14 protein-coding genes and 1 pseudogene are annotated in these 20,071 nt (G+C 71.4%); 8 read left to right on the top strand and 7 right to left on the bottom strand.

The features are described from left to right. The first annotated feature begins 3 nt into the window (after positions 1–3). Together WMF33_RS06050 and WMF33_RS06045 are read left to right on the top strand one after the other, a co-directional pair. Positions 4–999, top strand: a complete 996-nt coding sequence (locus WMF33_RS06050; RefSeq protein WP_437336248.1) for a C-terminal binding protein — start codon at positions 4–6, stop codon at positions 997–999. Between the two features lie 135 nt (positions 1,000–1,134). Then, positions 1,135–2,145: an aldo/keto reductase gene (locus tag WMF33_RS06045; protein ID WP_437336247.1), complete on the top strand. Its 1,011-nt coding sequence runs from the start codon at positions 1,135–1,137 to the stop codon at positions 2,143–2,145. Positions 2,146–2,209: 64 nt separating this feature from the next. On the opposite strand, the gene WMF33_RS06040 is transcribed toward WMF33_RS06045, so the two are convergent. The 4 genes from WMF33_RS06040 to WMF33_RS06025 form a co-directional block, all read right to left on the bottom strand. Then, a complete protein-coding gene (locus tag WMF33_RS06040; RefSeq protein ID WP_437336246.1) occupies positions 2,210–4,264 on the bottom strand; it encodes an amylo-alpha-1,6-glucosidase in 2,055 nt (684 codons plus the stop codon). Positions 4,265–4,287: 23 nt separating this feature from the next. Continuing rightward, on the bottom strand, positions 4,288–4,629 hold the full coding sequence (locus WMF33_RS06035; protein ID WP_437336245.1) for an SCP2 sterol-binding domain-containing protein: 342 nt from the start codon (positions 4,627–4,629) through the stop codon (positions 4,288–4,290). A gap of 95 nt (positions 4,630–4,724) precedes the next feature. Further along, positions 4,725–5,318, bottom strand: coding sequence for an HdeD family acid-resistance protein (locus tag WMF33_RS06030; protein WP_061629372.1), 594 nt, complete (start codon positions 5,316–5,318; stop codon positions 4,725–4,727). Positions 5,319–5,707: 389 nt separating this feature from the next. After that, a complete protein-coding gene (locus WMF33_RS06025; protein WP_437336244.1) occupies positions 5,708–7,123 on the bottom strand; it encodes an RICIN domain-containing protein in 1,416 nt (471 codons plus the stop codon). 21 nt (positions 7,124–7,144) lie between these two features. Here WMF33_RS06025 and WMF33_RS06020 point away from each other — a divergent pair. From WMF33_RS06020 to WMF33_RS06000, 5 genes and pseudogenes are all read left to right on the top strand, one after another. Beyond that, positions 7,145–8,005, top strand: a pseudogene (locus WMF33_RS06020) (ATP-binding protein); the annotation flags it as partial. Positions 8,006–8,146: 141 nt separating this feature from the next. Beyond that, entirely contained in the window at positions 8,147–11,020 is a 2,874-nt protein-coding gene (locus WMF33_RS06015; protein ID WP_437339607.1) for a hypothetical protein, read from the top strand. A gap of 49 nt (positions 11,021–11,069) precedes the next feature. Next, positions 11,070–11,693: a hypothetical protein gene (locus WMF33_RS06010; protein ID WP_437336243.1), complete on the top strand. Its 624-nt coding sequence runs from the start codon at positions 11,070–11,072 to the stop codon at positions 11,691–11,693. Then, on the top strand, positions 11,690–13,009 hold the full coding sequence (locus WMF33_RS06005) for a radical SAM/SPASM domain-containing protein (RefSeq protein WP_437336242.1): 1,320 nt from the start codon (positions 11,690–11,692) through the stop codon (positions 13,007–13,009). Before WMF33_RS06010 ends, WMF33_RS06005 begins: the two co-directional genes overlap by 4 nt. Continuing rightward, positions 13,006–14,118, top strand: a complete 1,113-nt coding sequence (locus WMF33_RS06000) for a formylglycine-generating enzyme family protein (RefSeq protein ID WP_437336241.1) — start codon at positions 13,006–13,008, stop codon at positions 14,116–14,118. The genes WMF33_RS06005 and WMF33_RS06000 overlap by 4 nt, the downstream gene beginning before the upstream one ends. Positions 14,119–14,266: 148 nt before the next feature. On the opposite strand, the gene WMF33_RS05995 is transcribed toward WMF33_RS06000, so the two are convergent. From WMF33_RS05995 to WMF33_RS05985, 3 genes are read right to left on the bottom strand one after another with little or no spacing between them, the layout of a single operon-like run. Further along, positions 14,267–14,644 carry a response regulator gene (locus WMF33_RS05995; RefSeq protein WP_437336240.1) on the bottom strand — a complete coding sequence of 126 codons (378 nt, stop codon included), beginning with the start codon at positions 14,642–14,644 and terminating at the stop codon, positions 14,267–14,269. A 35-nt stretch (positions 14,645–14,679) separates the two neighbouring features. Continuing rightward, positions 14,680–15,216 (bottom strand): chemotaxis protein CheX, encoded by a 537-nt coding sequence (locus WMF33_RS05990; protein ID WP_061621797.1) that lies wholly within the window; start codon positions 15,214–15,216, stop codon positions 14,680–14,682. Beyond that, positions 15,213–18,050: a nitrate- and nitrite sensing domain-containing protein gene (locus WMF33_RS05985; RefSeq protein WP_437336239.1), complete on the bottom strand. Its 2,838-nt coding sequence runs from the start codon at positions 18,048–18,050 to the stop codon at positions 15,213–15,215. Before WMF33_RS05985 ends, WMF33_RS05990 begins: the two co-directional genes overlap by 4 nt. Positions 18,051–18,507: 457 nt before the next feature. Between WMF33_RS05985 and WMF33_RS05980 the strand changes: the two genes are divergently transcribed. Then, positions 18,508–20,058, top strand: a complete 1,551-nt coding sequence (locus WMF33_RS05980; protein ID WP_437336238.1) for a hypothetical protein — start codon at positions 18,508–18,510, stop codon at positions 20,056–20,058. The last annotated feature ends 13 nt before the right edge of the window (positions 20,059–20,071 follow it).

The raw sequence follows: 20,071 nt of genomic DNA, 5'->3' as shown, positions 1-20,071 counted from the left end.
ACCATGAGCGTGGAACGGACGGGGCAGGTCGTCGTGCTGGACTACGATTTCGGCGACGTCGACATCGAGCGCTCTCTCGTGGAGCCGGCCGGCTTCGAGGTGGTCGCCGCACAATGCAAGACCGAAGAGGACGTCGTGGCCGTCGCGCGCGACGCCGTCGGCGTGCTCACGCAGTACGCCGAGGTCAAGGGGCGAGCCATCTCGGGGCTCCGGCGCTGCCAGGTCATCGCTCGGTACGGCACCGGGGTCGACACCGTCGACGTCGCGGCAGCGACCCGCCGTGGGATCCGCGTGACGAACGCGCCGAACGACTGGTGCGCCGACGAGGTCGCTGACCACGCCGTGGCGCTCTTGCTCACGCTCGCCCGCAAGCTGCCCGCGTACGATCGTGCCACGCGCGGTGGATCCTGGTCCTGGCAGGATGGCCGGCCGATCCACCGGATGCGGGGCGCGACCCTGGGGCTCCTGTCGTTCGGCGCGATCGCCCGGAACATCGCCGCGCGGATGGCGAGCTTCGGTGTGCGCGTCACGGCGCACGACCCCTTCCTCGACACGGACGAGATCCGCGCCGCCGGCGCTGCCCCGGTGTCCTTCGACGAGCTCCTGGAGCGCTCCGACTACCTCGTCATCCAGGCGCCGCTGACCCGCGGGACCCGTGGTCTCATCGGAGAACGCGAGCTCCGGCGCATGAAGCGGACGGCGATCCTCGTCAACACCGCCCGTGGTCCGATCATCGACGACGGCGCTCTGTACCGGGCGCTCGCGGAGGGATGGATCGCGGGGGCCGGGCTCGACGATATCGCCGAGGAGCCGGCGAAGCGCCGGGACTGGAGTCCGACGAGCCCGCTCTTCTCGCTCGAGAATGTCGTCATCTCGCCCCACGCAGCTTACTACTCGGAAGAGTCGATCGAGTTCGTCCGACGATTTGCGGCGAGCGAGGTCGTTCGGGTCCTGTCCGGCCAGGAGCCGATGTCGCCCGTGAACCTCATGGCCGCTTGAGCCCGCCGTCTCGCCGGCGCCGGCGGGTATGGCGGATGCATTGGAGGAGATGGGAGGAGATGGGAGGAGATGGGAGGGCTCCCGCGCGGGTCGTCTTGCGCCGGCGGCGAGCGGAAGAAACGAAGGAGGTGCACCATGGAGCGAGCGAACATTCGTGAGGTCCCGATTCCAGCGAGCCGGGTCGGCCTAGGGACCTGGGCCATGGGCGGGGTTCAATGGGGGGGCGCCGACGACGACGCGTCGGTCCGCACGATTCACGCGGCGCTCGACCTCGGGATCAACCTGATCGACACCGCGCCGGCCTACGGGTTCGGGCACTCCGAGGAGGTCGTCGGACGGGCCATCGCCGAGCGGGGCCAGCGCGAGCGGGTGGTCCTCGCGACCAAAGTGGGCCTCGAGCGCCGGGGCGATGCGCTCTTCCGGAACGGGACGCGCAAGCAGATCCTGGAGGAGGTCGAGCTCTCGCTCATGCGTCTGCGCACCGACTACATCGATCTGTATCAGGTACACTGGCCGGACCCACAAACGCCCTACGAAGAGACGGCCCAGGCCCTCCTCGATCTCCAGCGCGAAGGCAAAATCCGCGCGATCGGCGTCTCCAATTACTCGATCGACGCGATGCAACGGTTCCGCTCCGTCGCGCCGATCGCCTCGGCGCAGCCGCCGCTGAACCTCTTCGAGAGGCAGGCGGAAGGGGACATCCTGCCCTGGTGCCGCGACAACGGGATCGCCACGCTCACGTACGGCGCGCTCTGCCGCGGGCTCCTGAGCGGCGCGATCGACGAAAAGACCGCGTTCCAGGGGGACGACCTCAGGAGGACCGATCCGAAGTTCCAACCTCCACGCTTCGCGCAGTACCTCGACGCGGTGAGGGACCTCGATCGATTCGCGCGCGACCGCTACGCTCGGGGCGTGCTCGCGCTCGCGGTGCGCTGGGTGCTCGACCACCCGGGTGTCTCGGTGGCCCTCTGGGGAGCTCGACGGCCGGAGGAGCTCGCGCCGATCAACGATGTGGTGGGATGGAGCCTCGACGACGAAGCCCGCGCCCACATCGACGCCGTGCTCACCCGAGCGGTGCGCGACCCGGTGGGTCCAGAGTTCATGGCGCCGCCGGAGCGCCCCGCCGAGGCGCGCAGCGCAGCCTGACGCTACCCGCACGGCTCCTGCGAATCCATGGCGACGGCTACGGGCCAGCCGTCGCCATGGCGATTCACGCCGCCCGGAGGCCCGACTCCGGGCGCGCTCGACCGAAGGCGTCGCTCCTGCCCCAGCGCCCGGGGATGTCGAGCAGTCGGATCTCCCCGAGCTCGGCGGGGACCGCCGGATCGACGAAGAGGCGATTGCCCATCGGCTCCAGCCCGAGCACGGCGCGCAGAAAGAGCAAGGGAGCCCCGGCGGCCCAGGCCTGGGGGCTGCACGCGGTCGGATACTCGACCGGGAACCTGGTGAGCTCTCGTGGGTACCCGGCAAACGCCTCCGGCAGGCGGTAGTGGAAGAAGGGAGCCGCGGCCAGGTTGCCCGTCGCGATACGCCCGGCCTCCACGCTGAAGCCGTAACGCTGGAGCCCGAGCGCGATCAGAGAGTTGTCGTGCGGCCAGACCGTGCCCACGTGATATCCGATGGGATTGTACCCGCCCTCGTCGTCGGCCAGGGTACGCACGCCCCAGCCGCTGAACAGATGAGGTCCGAGGAGGTGCTCCACCACTCGTTCGGCCTTCGATGTATCTACGATACCGCTCCAGAGCAAGTGGCCGATGTTCGAGGTCAAGGAGTCGACCGGGCGCTTCCGGCCATCCAGCGCGAGGGCGAAGAACCCGCGATCGTCGAGCCAGAAGTCCTGATTGAATCGACGTTTCAGCTCAGCCGCGTCTCGCTCCAGGCGCGCCGCCAGCTCGGGGTCCCGCCAGAGCTCGCGCGCGAGCCGGGCGCAGCGCACCTTCGCGTCGTAGACGTAGCCCTGGATCTCACAACACGCGAGGGGCCGCGGCGCGAGCGATCCGTCATGAAAGACGATGGCGTCCCACGAGTCTTTCCAGCACTGGTTCTCCAGGCCGGTCTCGGGGTTGCGCGTGTCGTATTCGACATACCCATCGCCGTCGCGGTCGCCCCACTGGTCGATCCATCGAAGCGCGGCGCGCGCGGTGTGCTCCATCGACAGGACGAGCTCCGCGTCGCCGGTCCAGCGCTCGTACTCGTCCAGCAGGATCAAGAAGAGCGGCGTCGAGTCGGCAGCGCCGAAGTAGGGAGAATGCGGCCGCTCTTCGAAGGCGGTCAGCTCGCCCCAGCGGACCTCGTGGAGGATCTTCCCCGGCTCCTCGTCGCGGAAATCGTCCCGGCGGCTGCCCTGGCGGCGCGCGAGATAGCGGAGCGTGGAGCGCGAGAGCTCGGGGACGAACGGCAACGCTTGCAGGCTCGTGATGATGCTGTCGCGGCCGAAGGCCGCCATGAACCACGGTAGACCAGCTGCCGGAATGGCGGCGTCCGGCATCAGCTTGGAGAAGAAGCGCAGCGCGGCGAGGTCGATGAGGCTCCGCTCGTACGTCCGGGCGAGCGTCTCGTTCGAGGTGACGAGCCGTGGGGCGTGGTCCATCCAGCTCTCGAGGCTGATGCCGATGTTCGGGCGCGCGTGGCGCTCGCCGTGGGCGTACTTCACCCGGGTGTGCCGCTCCTCGAGGCCGTCGATCGCCGCCACGACGTCGAGGCACGTGCTCCAGCGGCCGTGCGGCGCGATGCTCGCCCGAAAGGTCAAGCCGTTCGGATCGATCTGCGCGGGCTGCGAGGCGGAGATCCACGTCTCGCGCACGAAGCGCTCGCGTCGATAGCCGAGGACGAGCCGATTGTCTTCGATGCGGTGATAGCGCTCGCCCTTCTTCGGGAGCATGTCCTTGACCTCGAACAGGTCGGCGAAATCGGCGGCGGCCTGGATGCGGACCTCGAGGTCGACGGGATCCTTGCCGTGGTTCATGAGCAGGAGGTCCTCGTGGAAGCCATCGCCCGCAAACCGGCTCCGGACGATCGAGAGGGTCGATTGGACGTACATCGCCGCAGGCCTCGGGACGAGGAAGAACTGGGCCTGGAAGTACTGCACGTCGTCGGTGGACAGCGCGGCGGGGACGACGCCGTCGATCGTCAGGATCCATTCGGAGAGGAAGCGCGTATCGAGGTGAAAGAGGCCGAGCGGCCGGCTGACGGAGTGTTCGATGTTGCCGCGCAGATCGCTGACGACGAACGTGCCGCCGTCCAGAATGCTCACTTGCCGTTCCATGGGTCCCCTCCGACGACGGTGGCTCAGCGCGTCGTTCCTGGAGTCTGTTGGTCCCCCGGGGAGAAGACGCTCTGAAACATCTGGGCGACGCCCAGGTCTCCTCGCACGCCGACGCGGCCCTGCATGATCGCCGTGATCAGGTTCTGCTCACCGCGAAAGATCCGCAGGAAATCGTCGAGCGAGCAGGAGAGCTGGCAGTCCTCGCTCGCGCCCTCGGGCGCGATTCCGAAGGACCCGTCGGCGATCTCCACGACGACGCGCTCGTCGTCGCTGAGCTGCACGGCGCACGCCTTCCGTATTCCTCGCAGACGGGCGTCGTAGCGTCCTGCCGCGAGGTCGTTGATGAGCTTCCTTGCTTGCGACATGGCCAAAGAGTGTGTCCGGGTTGCCGACCTCGCCTTCGCGCTTCCCACCCCAAGCAACGGGTGTGCCCTTCTGCACGGCGCGCAGGCCGCCTCCTTCACGCTCGCGTGTGGAGCACGCGAGCGCCGCCCAGCGCGATCAGGATCATCGACGTGCCGCCGGTCAGGAGGCTGATTCCGACGAGCAAGCCGAGCACCCTCGCGGCGGTGGTGACGCCGCCCGTGACGATCAGCACCCCGAGCCCCAGCGCCAGGATGCCGTCGAACACGAGCCACCCCGAGCCCCGCAGCCCGCGGTGCTGATAGGCGCGGACGAGCTTGAGCGCGCCCTCGGCGGCGAAGTACGCCGAGGCGAGCACCATCAGCGCGAGCTTGCCGGTCATCGGGAAGGCCACGAGGAGAAGGCCGAACGCCACCTGCACCAGGGCGCTCACGAGCTCCCAGCCGGCCCCGGCCCAGCCGCGGCTCTGGATGGCGTGACAGCCCTCGGCCACGCCGGCGACCACGATCAACCAGCCGAGCGCGATGGCGGCGACCCGAGAGGCGACGAAGGGCAGGAGGAACGCGAGCACCCCGAGCACCATCGAGGTCACGCCGATCGCGAGGAACCAGCCGCGGTTCTCCCGCACGGTGTGAAGGTCGACCGGCGCAAAGCGTAGCGGCTTCGTGGACTCTTCGAGCGGACCAACCATGGGCACCCCTCTGGTTCGTGGAGCACGCGTATCCCGTCGGTCCCCCGCCCCACGCGGGCGAGGTGGCCGGGACCGCGTCCTCTTTGAGCATCGTCGTCGAGCCTCGTCTTTGAGCATCCTCCGTGCCAGCGCGCCGGCGGGAACATTGTGCCTGGCGCTCGCGGGAGACGTCACGGCCGAGGGCGGCCAGGAGCGCACCGCCTCATCAGCAGGCGATTGCCCGCGCGGCCCTGACGCGCGGAGCGGCCGCCCTTCGAGCCCTGCTTCGCGCGATTTTCACGCTTGCGCGTCGACTTGCGCGACCGGCGGTCCCGCGCCGGGCCTTCCGGCGTCGCGCTGGCCTTCCGCGCCCTCCGCGTCGACGCGCCGAACGCGCTCCGTGCCGCGGATCACGGGCAGAAGGTGACCTCGAAGCTCGTCTCCGACGAGCAGGCGTGGAGCCCGGCGGCGTCGTCGTAAGCATAGCTGTACGCGGTGGGGCACATCTGGTGCATCCGGATCACGTAGTCCGTGTGCTCCACGCTCCGCGGATCCGCGGTGTTCCGGCACGCGTCCGACGTCATGCACCCTCGCTCGGCGGTGCACTGGCCCGTGGCCGGATCGATGGGCGTCGGGCAGCAGAGGTGGAGCCCGGGGTCGGCGCTCTCCGGCTGGCCCAGGCCCCAGGGCGCCGGGTAATTCCACTTCTTGCACGGGGCCATGCAGCCGACCACGACGCCGTTTCTGTCGCGCACCCGGAGGTCCTGGTGCGCGTATCCGGGAAACTGGCCGTTGCCGAGGTCTTCGTCGCCGGGGCAGAGCGAGAGCGACAGCCCGGAGCAGTCCGAGGTGATGCAGCTGCCCTGCTCGGCGCCGGCGCCCTTGGGGACGACCTTGAAGGGCAGCGTGTAGCCGTCCACCTGGCTGAGGTTGTACCAGGTCTGGTCCGCGCTGCCCCTGGGCGCGAAGGTGGCCTCGAACTTCGACTCGATCGGCGGCTGACAGCCGCCCGCCGGACAAGGGGCGACGCTGTCGCCCGTGGTGCAGTTGCGGCCGCCGTCGTCACAGCCGGTCTTCGGCCAGAAGCGCGTCGCGCTGATGCCGCCGTCGGGCACGTCGTAGGTGTACGCGGCGCCCCGGGTGAGCTTGACGTTCTGCGGGCCCTGCACGTTGGTCGAGTGGGCGACCCAGATCGGCGCCGAGCAGTTGTTGACGATCGTGAGGGTGCGGGCGCCGGAGCCGGTGGAGGAGCCGCCGCTCACCTTGTCGAGCGTCCAGCGCTGGTTGGTGGTGCCGCCGTAGGGATACTGGAGGATATCCGTCCCGTCGGCGGCGTTGCCCCACGCGAGGTCGACGACCTGATCGGTGTGGCGCGCGTGGATGCTGAACTGGTCGCCCCCGCGATTCACGAGCTTCCACTGCTGGTTGGCGCCGCCGACATAGGTCCACTGGTGGATGACCGCGTTCGCCGCGGTGCTCACGTCGCGCACGTCGAGGGCCTTGTTGCTGCCCACGTTGACGATCTTCCAGTAGCCGTCGGTCGTCGGGGAGATGTGGAATTTCTGCGCGTTCGTCCCGTTGCAGGTCCACTGCTGCATCCGCGTGCCGTCGGCGGTGCTGGCCCCGGGCACGTCGAGGCACTTGTTCGTGGCGACCGAGCGGATGACGTAGTCCCCCTCGGTGACGCTGGACACGAGCACCGCGTCCGCGTCCTCGGCGCTGGCCTCGGCCCGCGCCGCCTCGTCGTCGGCGACGAGACACCCGCCCAGCAGCACGATCCACCCCAGCGCCAGCGACAGACCCCCCACCGCGATCTTGCGAGCCATGATGCCCTCCTCGTGGTTGCGATGCGCCCTGGATGCCGGCGCGACCGCTGGTCGAGGTGCCAGTGCACGCGACGTTCCACGCCGGCAGCGCGGGCGCGCACGGCCAGGCCGCCGAGGCTCCACCGGGCTTCGCCGAGATCCGGCGGGGCCCGGGGGCGATCCGCGGGATCGCCCCTCGCCAGCGCGAGGCGATCCGCGCGATCACCCTCCGGCCTCGAGGGGCGATCCCGCGGAGCGCTCCCGCGCCGCGCAGCAAACCGGCGTTGGGCGCATCACAGTCCCGCGTGGAAGCCATTTACCCACGTGGTGCGCGGGTGTTATTCAACGATGATGGGCAGTGACGACGATCGCGGTCACGGGCTGCCCATCCCGCAGAAGCTCTATGGCCGAGACGCGGAGATCGCGGTGCTCCTCGCGGCGTGGGAGCGGGCGAGCCGGGGCGCCGCCGAGCTCGCGCTGATCTCCGGTCACGCCGGCATCGGCAAGTCGGCGGTGGTGAGCGAGCTGCACCGGGCGATCGCCGGGCGCGGCGCGCGCTTCATCTCGGGCAAGTTCGACCAGTTCAACCGGAGCGTCCCATACGCCTCGCTGGCGCAGGCGTTGCGGGAGCTCGCGCGGCACCTGCTCACCGAGCGCGGCGAGGCGCTCTCGCGCCTGCGGCGCAAGCTCGCGACCGCCCTCGGCCAGAGCGGGCAGGTCCTCGTCGACCTGCTGCCGGAGCTGGAGCTCATCATCGGCCCCCAGCCGCCCGTGCCCGAGCTCGGGGCGGCCGAGTCCCAGAACCGGCTCAACCTTGTATTTCAGAGCTTCCTGCGCGTCTTCGCCACGGCGGAGCACCCGCTGGTCCTCTTCCTCGACGATCTGCAGTGGGCGGATCTCGCCTCGCTCCGGCTCCTCACGCTGCTCCTGTCGGATCCGGAGCGCGGCCACCTGCTCGTGATCGGCGCCTACCGCGACGACGAGGTCGACGCGGGACACCCGCTCTCCGCGGCTCGGGCGGAGCTCCGGAGGGCGGGGGCGAGCATGGTCGAGATCACCCTCGATCCGCTGCGCCCCGCGGACGTCAATCAGCTCCTCGCCGACGCGCTCGGCTGCGGCCCGGAGCGGTCCGCCGCGCTGGCGACGCTCGTCCTCGACAAGACCCAGGGGAACCCCTTCTTCATCAATCAGTTCCTCGTCTCGCTCTACAAGGACCGCCTGATCGCCTTCGATCCGCAGTCCGGCGCGTTCTCCTGGGATCTCGATCGCATCCGGAGGGCGGGGATCACGGACAACGTGGTCGATTTCATGGCGAAGAAGCTGCGGCGTCTCTCGCCGAGCGCGCAGCGGGTCCTCACGCTCGCCGCGTGCATCGGCCACAAGTTCGACCTGGGGACGCTCGCGCTGGTCGACGAGCGGCCGCCCGAGGCCACCGCCGCCGATCTCCGGGAGGCGCTCCGGGAGGGCGTCGTCCTGCCTGCGGACGCCGAGCACCGGTACGTCCACGCCGCGCCCGACCACGGCGGCGAGGGCGGGCTGCCGGCCGGGGACATCGACGCCTCTTACCGGTTCTTGCACGATCGCGTGCAGCAGGCGGCCTACTCGCTCGTCGACGAGGACCGCAAGCAGGACCTGCACCTCCGGATCGGGCGCCTCATGCTCGCGCGGCGGGAGCTCGGTGAGCGGGACGAGCACCTGTTCGACACGGTGAACCACCTGAACCTCGGCGCCTCGCGGATCGCCTCGCCGGACGAGCGGACCATCCTCGCGCGCCTGAACCTCGCCGCCGGCATGAAGGCGAAGGCGTCGGCCGCCTACGACGTGGCCGCCGGCTACTTCGGCGCCGGCGTGTCGCTCGTCGACGAGGAGGGGTGGGAGCAGGACTACGAGCTCGCGTTCGCGCTCCACCTCGAGGGCGCCGACTGCGGGTTCCTGAGCGGCCGCTCGGCGGAGGCCGAACCGCTGTTCAACGTCTCCCTGACCCGCGCCAGGACCGACCTCGATCGCGCGCACGTCTACGCCCGGCGCATCTTGCTCTTCAACACCGTCGCGAGGTTCGACGAGTCCGTGCGCTGCGCGCGCACGGCGCTCGCCCTGCTCGGGATCGAGCTGCCCGAGCGCGAAGACCGGATCCGGGCGGCCCTCGCGGCGGAGCTCGCCGAGGTGCCGCGCAACCTGGCGAGCCGCCAGATCACCGAGCTGTTCGACGCCCCGGAGCTCAAGAGCCCCGAGCACAAGGCCGCGCTGACGATCCTCACGAACGTGAGCGCCGCCATCCTCGTCGCGGAGCCGTCCCTCCACGCCCTCGTGTGCGTCAAGCACGCCAACATCTCGCTCAAGCACGGCCACGCGGAGGTCTCCGCCTGGGGATATCTGATCTACGCGATCGTCCTGGTCGACCAGGGCCGGTACGCGGAAGCCTACGAGTTCGGCAGGCTCGCGATGGATCTCGACGAGAAGATGGGCTGCGCCGTGGTGTCGTCCAAGGTGAAGTCGAGCTTCGCGGTGTTCATCTCGCCCTATCGGGAGCCGCTCCGGCGGTCGTTCGCGTACCTGGCGCAGGCGCACCGGGACGGGCGCGAAACGGGGGATTTCCAGTTCGCCAGCTACTCCCTCCTCCACGGGATCACGAGCCGGCTGAGCCACGGCGTCGCGCTCGGCGCGGTGTCCGAGGAGATCGAGCGGTCCCTCCCGTTCTTGCAGCGGACGAGAGACGTGATGTCGGGCCTCATCGTGACCTCGTCGAAGCAGATGATCGCGAACCTGCGAGGCTGCACGCTGGGCCACCACACCCTGAGCGACGGCGTCTTCGACGAGGACGAGTTCAGCGCGACGCTGGGCGCGCCGAACCACGAGTTCATGGCGGCGTTCTATCATATCCAGAGAGCGCAGCTCGCGTTCCTCTACGGCGACCACGAGCGCGCCCTCGCGCTCATCGCCCTGGCGGAGCCGCTGCGCCCGTACCTGGCGAACATGTGGATGTCGACCGAGGTCCCGTTCTACGCGAGCCTCATCCTGCTGGCGCTCTGCCCGAAGGCGCCGGGCGCCGAGCAGGCGCGCTACGCGAGCGAGATCGCGCGCCACGCGGCCGACGTCGCGGCGTGGGCGGAGAGCTGCCCGGAGAACTTCCGCCACAAGCATCTCCTGATCTCCGCCGAGCGCGCGCGCGTCTCGGGGGACGACGCGGCGGCGACGGATCTCTACGAGGAGGCGATCAAGGCCGCTCAGGAGAGCGAGTTCCTCCACCACGAGGCGCTCTCGAACGAGCTCGCCGCGCGGTTCCACCTGGCGAAGGGGCGGATGAAGATCGCGCGCATGTACATGGCCGACGCCGCCCACGGCTACGCGCGGTGGGGCGCGGAGGCCAAGGTCGCGCAGCTCCATGGGGCGCACGCGGAGCTCACGCCGCGGGGGCCCGCGGCGGAGACGGCGAGGCCTCCGCGGCCGACGATGACCCCCGCGCCCGGCGCCACCTCGAGCGAGGACAGCCGGCTGTACGGCGCGCTGGAGGAGAAGGTCCGGGAGCGCACGGCAGCGCTGGAGGAGGCGCAGGCGAAGGTGATCCGGCTGGAGCGCGAGGTCGCCGACAAGCGGATGGCGGGCGGCTTCGCGCGCGAGATCGAGGACGCGCTGGCGGGCGCGAAGCTGGCGCTCGCGAGGGCGCTCGGACAGGACGAGTCGAGCTCGCGACCGTGCCTCACCTTCGACTCGGGGGTGGAGCTCGGCAAGCTGCACGAGGAGCTGAGCCTGCGCTTCTCCGACGAGGAGATGGAGCGGATGAGCGGGCGGCTCCAGCACATCTTCGAGAACCAGGAGGAGCTCGACGCCGCGCTGAGGCTCGCGTTCAAGGCGACGGACCACGCGCTCGCCGTCGCCAGGGAGATCATCCGCCTCTCCGCTGAAGCCCACGGCGGATAGACCTGCGAACGGACGCCGCCGAGGCGCCCAGGCACGCTATCCTCGGCGCATGGCCAAGAAGCGAGACCTCGTCGTCAACGACCTCGCGCGTTACGAGAAATCGTCGGAGCGCCTCGTGCTCGAGGACTACTCGAGCTGCGAGGTCCCGGCGGGGTGCGGCGGCGGGATCCTTCGCTGGATCGATCCGCAGGAGGCGCTGCCGCTGACGCTGCGCCTCTGGACGGCGGGCAAGGCGGAGGTCTTCTTCGACGGCGCGCCGGTGCGATCGAGCCGGATCCAGGCCCGCCCGGGCGCGCACGTCCTCGCGGTCGCCATCCGAGCCGCGGACGACGCGCCCGCCCGGCTCGCGCTCTCCCTGCGCTACAGCGACGAGGCCAACACCCGCGCCCCGCTCGAGCCCCGGCGCGACAGGTCGATCGGGCGCACGCTCGACGTCCGCTCGGGCGCCGGCGCGGCGATCGTCGGGACCACCCGCGACCCCGGCGGCGACGCGTGGAAGCTGCCCGGCTTCGACGAGCGCGGCTGGCGCGCGCTCGCGCCCGCGCAGGGCGGCGCCGGCTGGCACTTCAACGACCTCATGAGCCGTGGAGCGCGCGCCGTCGGGCTGCCGGACGCGCAAGGCGACCTCTGGGCCCGGTGCTCGTTCGACGTCGACCTCGGGGGCGCGCCGTGACCGCGCGCCCGCCGCTCGCCCTCGTCCCGCAGCACTTCGGGTCGACCGTCTTCGATCGCCGCACGTCGCGCTACCTGCCGTTCGATCACGAGACCACGGACATCCTGCTCCGCGCCCGCGCGACCCCGATCGGGGCGATCGTCGACGCCGCGCCGCCCGAGCGCCGCGGCGCGCTCGCCGCGTTCGCCTCCGCCTTCTACGAGCGGGCCTTCTTCACGCACGACCTCCTCTTCGACGGCGTCGCGCTCGACGTGACGCCGCCCGCCGATCACCTCACCGGGCCGCTGGCCGTGCACCTCGAGGTCGTCGCCGCGTGCAACCTCGCCTGCGCGCACTGCTTCGCGGGCGAGCTCCCGCGCCGGGAGCCGCCGCTCACCCTCGCCGAGCTGGACGCGCTGTTCGCCTCGCTCGCGCGCCTCGGCTCGTTCCGGCTGGGCCTCACCGGCGGCGAGCCGCTGCTCCGCAAGGATCTGTTCGACATCCTCGATCTCGCGACCTCGCACGGCCTGCACCCGTGCCTCACCACGAACGCGCTCCTCCTCACCGAGGAGACCGCGAAGAAGCTCGGCGAGCGCTCGCTCGTGTGGCTCAACGTCAGCCTCGACGGCGCCACGGCCGCGACGAACGACGCCGTCCGCGGCGAAGGCACGTTCGCGCGCGTGCTGGAGAAGGTCGCCATGCTCCGCGAGCACGCGCGCTTCTCGCTCGCGTTCACGATCATGCGCCATAACGCGTCCGAGGCGGCGGCGTTCGCCGAGCTGGCCGCGGCCGCCGGCGCGCACACCGCTGTGTTCCGGCCGCTCTACCCGGTGGGCGCCGCCGGGTCGCGCGCCGAGCTGTGGCCCTCGTTCGACGACTACGAGGCCGCGCTGGGCGCCCTCTGGACGCTCGGCGCGACCGGCGACGGCCGCGCCACGGCCGCGCGCGCGATCGACCCCTTCTCGCCGAGGAGCCGCGGCGAGACGCGGGCCGTCGTGCACGACAACTGGGGCTGCGGCGCTGGCAACACCGTGTGCTCCATCTCGGTCGGCGGCGACGTGAACCCGTGCAGCTTCCTCGGCCCCGGCTTCGTCGCCGAGAACCTCCGCCGCGCCCCCTTCGAGCACATCTGGCGCGAGAGCGAGCGCTTCCGCGCCATCCGCGGCCTCCCCGGCGACGGCGCCGGCACCGCCTCCTTCGGCGGCGGGTGCCGCGCGCGCTCGCTCGTCATGGCCGGCGACGTGAACGCCCCCGATCCGTGGCTCGCGCGGCACGAGGCGGCGCCGCAGCGCCACAACCCGCTCACCGTGCTGCGCGCGCAGCGGAGGCTCGCGTGAGCGCCGCCGACCCGACCTGGCTCCTGTCCGCGGACCGCGAGCTCCCCTCGGCCGCGGAGCTCCTCGGCCTCGCCGCGCGCCTCGCCGGGGAGGGGCGCCTCGAGCTGGCCGCCACCGCCTGCGACGCCGCGTTCGGCCTCGCGCCCGGGGACCCGGCGCTCGCCGAGGCGCGCGCCCGCCTGCTCGATCGGCTCCAGATCGAGGAGCATGGCCTCGTGTTCCGCTACGTGCCCGCGGGCCCATTCCTCATGGGCGCGGACGACGGCGACCCCGACGAGCGGCCCATGCACCCGGTGGAGCTCGGCGCGTTCTGGATCACCGACGTGCCGATCACCTGGGCCGCGTACCACGCGCTCATCGGCTGGCCGCCCCCGCCGGACGGCGGGCCTCCGTCGAAGCCGACGAGGGAGGGCAAGATCGACGTGGACGCGTTCCGGGTCTACAACGACGGCAAGATCCGCCGGCAGTACTGCGAGAGCGAGACGGTCCGCGCGCACGACTGGCATGCCCATGCGCCGGACGCCGAGTGGCGGTCGGGCGGCCGTGTCATGACGGCGCGCGAGCTGTTCGGGGAGGTCGCGCGCGGCGATCCGGCGCGCCCGTGGACCTACGATCAGAAGCCCATGGTCGCGGTCCGGTGGGATCAGGCGGTGGCGCTCGGCGATTCGCTCTCCGCAGAACAGGAGCAGGTCACCTACCGCTTGCCGACCGAGGCCGAGTGGGAGAAGGCCGCGCGCGGCGGACTCGTCGGCTGCCCGTACCCCTGGGGCGACGCGCCGCCGTCCCCGGCGCTCTGCGATTTCGATCGGTTCGAGGAGTTCTCGCTCCGCCCGCCGCGCAGCTTCCCGCCCAACGGATATGGCCTGTTCGGCATGAGCGGCGGCGTCCGCGAGTGGACGGGCGACGGCTACGACGCGCTCTATTATGCCGAGGGCCCGCGCGCCGCCCCGGTCGGGCCGGCCGCCGCGAAGCAGCGCGTCCTGCGCGGGGGTTCCTGGGCCGACTGCGCGTGGGCGGTGCGCGTCTCGTTCCGGATGGGCAGTCCCCCGGATCTGCACGGCGACCCCACGATCGGCTTCCGGCTGTGCCGCGTCGCGCGCCCCGGGTGAGCGCCTCTTCGTGGACCCCTGCCCCCCTTCGATGCATGGATAAAGCTGTTGCATCAGCGTCGTTGGGGGGAGCTAACCGCCATAGAGCGACAGACGGGTTGAAACGGCGGAACAGGTCGTGGAAGCCGCAGGCGGCGCGACCGGCGCGTCAGGGCTCGCCGGCGAGCTTCTTCACCGCGGCGAGCAGGAGGTCCGGCTTGAACGGCTTGATGATCCAGCCCTTCGCGCCGGCCTTGCGGGCCTTGTCGATGAGCTCGGGCTGCCCCTCGGTCGTGAGCATGAGGATCGGCACGCCGGACGCGAGGCCCTTGTCCCGCAGGCTCTCCAGCATCTCGATGCCGTTCATCACGGGCATGTTCACGTCGGCGATGATCATCGCCAGATCGCCCTTGTGGGCGCTCACCGCCGCGACCGCGTCCCGGCCGTTGTCCGCCTCCACGATGCTGTAGCCCGCCCCGGACAGGAGAATGCCGACCTGCTGGCGGACCGTGTTCGAATCCTCGACGAGAAGAATTTTCTTGGCCATCTGTCGTATCTCCTTCGGCGCGCGCGGTCCGCGGCTCAGAACAGCAGCACTTCCCCCTCGCGCTGCGGATCGGGCATGTCGACCTCCTCGAGCTCCAACGCCGTGTCGGGCGCCATCGCGTCGAACAGCACGGCGAGCCGGTCGGTCCCGGCGTCGAAGAGGAGCCGCCGGAAGCCCTCGCTCTGCTCCTCCCGGGCGCGCAGGTGCTCGCCGATCGCGGCGCTCGGCGTCGAGAGCACGATGATGAGCCCGAGGTGGCGCAGCCGGTTCTTCACCCGCCCGAGGAGCTGGTTCGCGAGCTCGCTCGCCCAGTCGCACACCATGTCGTCGTCGAGCTGGCGCCGCTCTCGCAGCGGGTGGCAGCGGGTGATGAGCGCCACGGGAGCGACGATCGTCAGGCTCCCGCGGAGGTGATCGCCCGTGAAGCCGATGAACGAGACCACCGCGTTGCCCGGCGTCGCCTCGGAGTCCTGGTGCTCCAGGAGCCGCAGCTCGACGCCGTTGTCGCGAAACAGGTGGACGCACGACGCCGCAAGCTCGTCATAGATGCGGTGCCAGCTCTCCGAGTTCATTGCGCTCTCCTCGATCTGTCGCTGTCCATGGTCGACGCGCTCATCGCGACACCCGATCCGGGCGGCTCGCGCCCGGCGAGGGGGCCCGCGCTCGAGCCGCGCGGAGGGCCGGCGAGGGGCGCGCCGCGCCGGCTCGACGGCGGCAGCGGCGCGCCGGCCGCGTCCCCGAGCTCCCGGGGGAACCGGAAGCGGAAGGTCGTCCCCTGCCCTCGCTCCGTCTCGATCTCCACCCGGCCGCCGAGCCGGCGGCACTCGTGGAGCGCGACGCCGAGGCCGACGCCGCGGCCGGAGACGTCCGTGACCTGCTCGGCGGTGGTGAAGCCGGGGGCGAACAGCGCGGCCTCGAGATCCCGCCGCGTGGCGTTCGGCAACCCGACCGCCCCGGCCTTCTCGCGCACGCGCTCCCAGTCGATGCCGGCGCCGTCGTCGCCCACCTCGATGAGGACCTCGTCCGCCGTCGCGCGCGAGCGGAGGGTGAGCGCGCCGCGCGGCGGCTTGCCGGCCGCCTCGCGCGCCTCCGGCCGCTCGATCCCGTGGTCCATCACGTTGCGCACGACGTGCCCGAGCGCCTGCCACATCGCGGCGAAGCGCGGCGCGGGGAGCCGGACGCCGCCCGCGTCGATGCGCACGTCGGGCCTCGGCTTGCCGAGCTTGCGCGCGAGCGTCTCGGCCTGATCCTTCATCCGGTTGAACCGCACCTCCGTGCGCTCGTCGCGGAGGGCCGCGACGGCCCGCTCGAGATCGGCGTGGTCGCGCCGCTCCTGCACCATCGCGAGCAGGGCCTCGACCTCCGCGTCGTCGACGTCGACGCGCGAGGCCTGCGCCGCCCCGGCGAGCAGGCCGCCTACCCGCGCGACGAACGCGGACCACGCGTCCTTCAGCGCGTCGATCTGCTCGTCGGGCGGCAGCGAGCGCTCCTCGACGACGAAGCTCTCGATCTCGTGCGCCACCTTCGCCACGCTCGTCACGTCCCAGAGCCCGGCGTTCCCCTTGATCGTGTGCACGAGGCGCATCACGTGGTCCACGTCGGCGATGCTCCGCGCGCTCACCGCGTCGACGAGCTTGCTCGTGTCGCTCACGAACCCGAGGAGCCCGAGCCGGTCCTTCACGGCGCGCTCGAACACCTGGATGTGCTCGCGCTGCCGCTCGGCCTCCCGCAAGGAGTCCATCGTGGCCGTGACGTCCGTGATCACCATCAGCGCGCCGCTGAACTGGCCCTCGTGGGACAGGATCGGCTTGAAGCCGAGCGTGAGGTGGCGGCCCTCGCGGTGCAGGGCCTTCGGCAGCTGATCGAGGACGACCTCGAGCGGGAGGAAGTCGTCGCACGCGGCCTCCCACCCCATCGTGAGCAGCGCGCGGGCCCGGGGGTCGTGGCCGGCGATGCGCTCGGCGAAGTGCTCGTCGTGCGCCGGCACGCCGAAGAGGCGCTCGAAGGCGGCGGAGCGCGCGGGCTCCATCGTGCCGTCGCGGTGGATCGTCACGAGGGCCTGATCGACGTTGTCGAGCACGAGGCGCATCTCCCGGTTGCGCTCCGCGAGCTCGCACGTCCGCTGGGCGACGGTGGCCTCGAGGTTCTGCCGGTGGCTCTCCAGGGCCTCGTCGCGCGCCTGGATGCCCGCCAGCATCTCGTTGAAGGCGTCGGTGAGCGCCCCGAACTCGTCGTCGGCGGTCTTGCGGGCGCGCGTCGTGTAGTCGCGCGTCCGCCGGACGTGGGCCGCGGCCTCGCCGAGGACCTCGAGCGACCGGGACAGCCCCCGCACGAGCACGAGCGCGAGCGCGCCCGACACGAGCAGCACGACCCCGGAGACCGCGATGCCGTTGAGCACCGTCCTCCGCGTGTCCGCGACCTTGTCGGAGGCGGCGCGCCGCATGCCCGCGATCGCCTCGTGCTCGATCGCGGCGAGCCGGTCGAGGCGCCCTTGCTGCGCGTCGAACCACGCGTCGTGGTCGATGGCCAGGTCCTCGTCCGTCGACGCGATCGCCGCGGCGCGCAGCTCGTCGGCGCGCCGCACGCGCGGGTCGCCGCGGGCGGCGTCGTGGAGCGCCCGCGCCGGCTCCGACGCGTTGGCCAGGAACATCTCGCGATAGAGCTGCTCCTCCGTCATCAGCGTCACGAGCGTCTTGAAGGCGCCCGGCTCGAACTGCGTCGACGCGAAGGCGTGGGCGAGCAGCGCGTGCTGGCGGCTGGCGCGCTCGGCGAGCTCGTGCACGGCGACGATCGACTGGATCCTCCGCAGGAGCTCGCCCTCGTCGCTCAGCTCGGAGAGCCCGGCGTTGGCCCGGATCAGGCTCGCGTTGATGCCGCCGAAGATCTGGAGGGCGCTGTCGAGCGGCGCCGCCTTCGCGTCGGCCTGGCGCCGGAACGCGCCGAGCTCGCCGACGTGGGCGCGCGCGTCGGCGAGGTCGCGCGCGAGCCGGGACGGCAGGCGGGAGAGATCGCGCTCGGCCAGGAACGCGTCGAGGTGGGCGAGGCTCTCGTCGGTCGCCGCCCGCGCGGTCTCGAGCTGGGCGCTCGCGCGCGCGAGCGCCACGGCGCGCTGGAACGGCCGCGCGGCGCCCCGCGCGGCCTCGGCGTCCCGCGCGTCCGGCGGCCGGATCTCCAGCCCCTCGACCAGCGCGGTCCACGCCCGCTCCCTCTGGAGCGCGTGCAGCGGCTGCGCCATGATCGACGAGAGCTGCGCGAGGTCCTCAATCGAGCCGATCGCCGCCGCCCTCGCGGCCTGCTGCCGCGCGTCGCCCGCGATCATCGCCGCGAGCAGCAGGGCGCCGACGACGGGCACGCCGGCGAGCGACCACAGCTTCAGACGAATCGACGCCTTACGCAAGGTAGGCATGCCCCCGTTTCCTCGACGCGGCCTCTGCGGCGCGACGACGGCTCGCCCTCTCTACAGCGAGACGCCCCGCGAGCACGCATGAAATCGCGCGCCGTGTCCTCACGTTGGCCCCAAAAGGATTGAAGCTGACGAGCGACCGGCGAGGCGCGCGGACGCGGCCGTCATCGCCGCGCCTTCGCGCACCATGTGCGTCTTCCTGATTCAGGCTCTTTCTTGTTGCGACGTTTCACTGGCCGTGTTCTGCGGACCCGGGCGGATCGCGTTGTTTCCCCGCGGCATCGACGCTGTGTATGCTACGCGTGAAGGTCGCGAGTCCGCAAGAGCGCGCGCGGCGCCGCGCCTGTACCGCAATGGAAGCTCTTCGGACAGGGAGAGAGCAATGATCATGGGTCGGAGTTCACCGCGGCGAGCGCGAGCAGAGCGCCTCGCGCGCGCTTCGAGCGCTGCGATCGCAGGGGTGCTTGTCACGGCATCTCTCGCGCACGCGCAGAGCCCTGCCGCCGGCGTCGCCCCGCGGCCCGCTGCGCCTGCGCCGCCTGCGGCCGCCGCTGCGCCTGCGCCCCCTGCGCCAGCCGCTGCGCCTGCGCCCGCCGCTGCGCCTGCGCCCGCCGCGGCTGGGCCCGCCGCTGCGCCCGCGCCGCCCGCTGCGCCTGAGACGGGCGCGGCCGCCGCGGCGCCTGCGGCCGACGCTGCGCCCGCCGCGGCCGGAGAGGCTGCCATCCTCGCGCGGCTCGAGGCGGCGGAGAAGCGCTCGGCGGACCTCGAGAAGCGCCTCGCGGCGATCGAGGACGCGCAGGTCGCGCCGGCGCAGGATGAGGGCAGAGAGCTACTCCAGCTCTACGGGTTCATCGACGTCGGCGTCCAGCGCACGTGGGCACCGGAGAACTCGGGCCTCGCGGCCGCCCTCCCGCAGGCCAACGCCCTGAACTTCGTCGTGGGGAATTTGAACCTCTACCTCGACGCGCAGCCGAGCGATCATTTTCGCTTCCTCGGGGAGCTGCGGTTCACGACCGCGCCCGGCGGCGCCCCGGTCCCGGTGACGACGCCGCTGCCGCCCGACGTCGCGTACCGGATGACCACGCAGGAGTACGGTGCCTTCGACTCGACGTCGGTCGCGCTCGGCTCACCGACCTTGTATGGCGGGCTGGTGTCGATCGAGCGCGCCCACATCGACTGGACGCGCTTCAACCTCTTCAAGGTGCGCGTCGGGCAGTTCTTCACCCCGATCGGCATCTACAACGTCGACCATGGGAGCCCGGTGCTCATCACCGCCGCCATCCCGTATTTCATCACCTCGCGCCTGTTTCCCACGCGGCAGACCGGGGTGATGATCTACGGCAATGCGTTCGCGGGCCCGTGGGAGCTCGGGTACAACGCGTACGTGAGCAACGGGCGCAACGAGAACGCGCCGTTCGCCTTCGACGACAACCGCGGGTTCGGCGGCCGCCTGCACGCCAGCTACGAGGACCCCGGCAAGCTGACCTTGAAGCTCGGGGCGTCGTTCATCGCGAGCCACGCTCGCGACTGGGTCGTCGATTACAAGCTCAACGCCCCCAGCCCGGACATCCATTCGACGTGGTCCTTCCAGGAGTACACCGGCGCCGGAGACGTCTCGCTCGACATCGGGAAGACGCGCGTGCGCGCGGAGGCGGCGGTCGTCCGCGTGGTGTACGACGAAGGGAAGCGCCAGGGGGGATTCGGGTCCTACGCGCCGGACGCCTGGAAGACCTCCACGTATGCCGTGGCGGCGCACCGGCTGGATTTCCTGAACATGGAGCCGTTCGTCATCGGCGCCATGCTGCACGCGCCGTTCCTGGGGCACGACACGATGTTCCAGGTCGGCGGCGGTCTGAACTTCTACATCACGCCGGACGTCACGCTTCGGACCCAGGTGCTGCGCACGATCATGACCGTCCTGCGCGAGCAGGAGAGCACGGCGCCGGCGCTCCCGGCGCCGGAGGACTTCCACACCACGGCCGCGCTCGCTCGCCTGATTCTGGCCTTCTGAGAGAGGTTCAACG

This window comes from Sorangium sp. So ce394, assembly GCF_051474665.1.
Taxonomy (GTDB): domain Bacteria; phylum Myxococcota_A; class Polyangia; order Polyangiales; family Polyangiaceae; genus Sorangium; species Sorangium cellulosum_D.
This window is presented reverse-complemented; position numbering and strand designations above follow the sequence as displayed.